Raw genomic sequence first — 997 nt, forward strand, 5'->3', positions numbered from 1 at the left:
CGTATTGCTCAATCGTCAGCCATCCAGCGAGCTGGTCGTGCTGGGCGAATTGAAGAGGGGATTTGCGTTCGCCTCTATTCAGAAAGCCAACTCAAGCAACAGCCACAAGTGCCACAACCTGAGATTTTGCATTCCGATCTTGCGAGCTTGGTAATGGAGCTGGCGTTTTGGGGGACGACCGATATTCATGAGCTAAAATGGCTCGATATTCCTTCTGCTGCTGCGCTGCGACAAGCTAAGCAGTTGTTATTTTCATTAGGGCTTATTACCGAGCAAGGACAACTGACTGCGGAAGGAAAGCAGGCTCATGACTTGGGCGTAGAACCTCGCGCGGCAGCGATGTTAATTAAATCGCAATCCCACAGCGATAAGATGGTAAATGTCGCTTTGGCGGCGGTCGCCCTAATTGAAGAGCCAGAGCGTAATATAACGAATATCGCACATAGCTTGGATCGTTGGATGTCCGGTTCTCATCCGAAAAAATCGTTGTTATTGAAGCGCGCACAATCTCTTGCGCATAAACTCGATACCACGTTTAGCCTTAGAGAAGTGGATGAAGATGCATTACCGTTGGTGTTGAGCTTGGCGTTTCTCGACAGGATCGCTCAGCAACGCGCCAATCAATTTGGTCGCTTTGCACTAGCGAATGGTCATGGTGCAGAATGTCGTCCTGACGATATGTTAGGCGGCTGTGAGTACTTGGTCGCGATTGACCTGATGCGGTCTCATTCCAATTCGAGCCAAATACATTTAGCGTGTGAATTGGACGTCAATATATTGCAAACGACTTTTGATTCGCTATTTTCTACTGAAGAAGTAGTGGATTGGGATGAAAAGAAAGGGCGTTTAGTGGCCGAGAAACAACGAAAACTCGGTCAATTGGTGATTGAAAGGGTGTCATTACCTAATCCGGGTAAAGAAAAAATGACACAAGCTTTACTCACTTATGTCCGCCGTCAGGGCTTAAGCAGTCTAAACTGGACGCCGGCAGCGGAAA

1 pseudogene is annotated in these 997 nt (G+C 47.8%); it reads left to right on the forward strand.

Annotated elements, in window-relative coordinates:
- Positions 1-997 (forward strand): annotated as a pseudogene (locus R7R24_RS25070) (ATP-dependent RNA helicase HrpB); the annotation flags it as partial.

The sequence above is a fragment of the Vibrio sp. 704 genome, assembly GCF_033339295.1.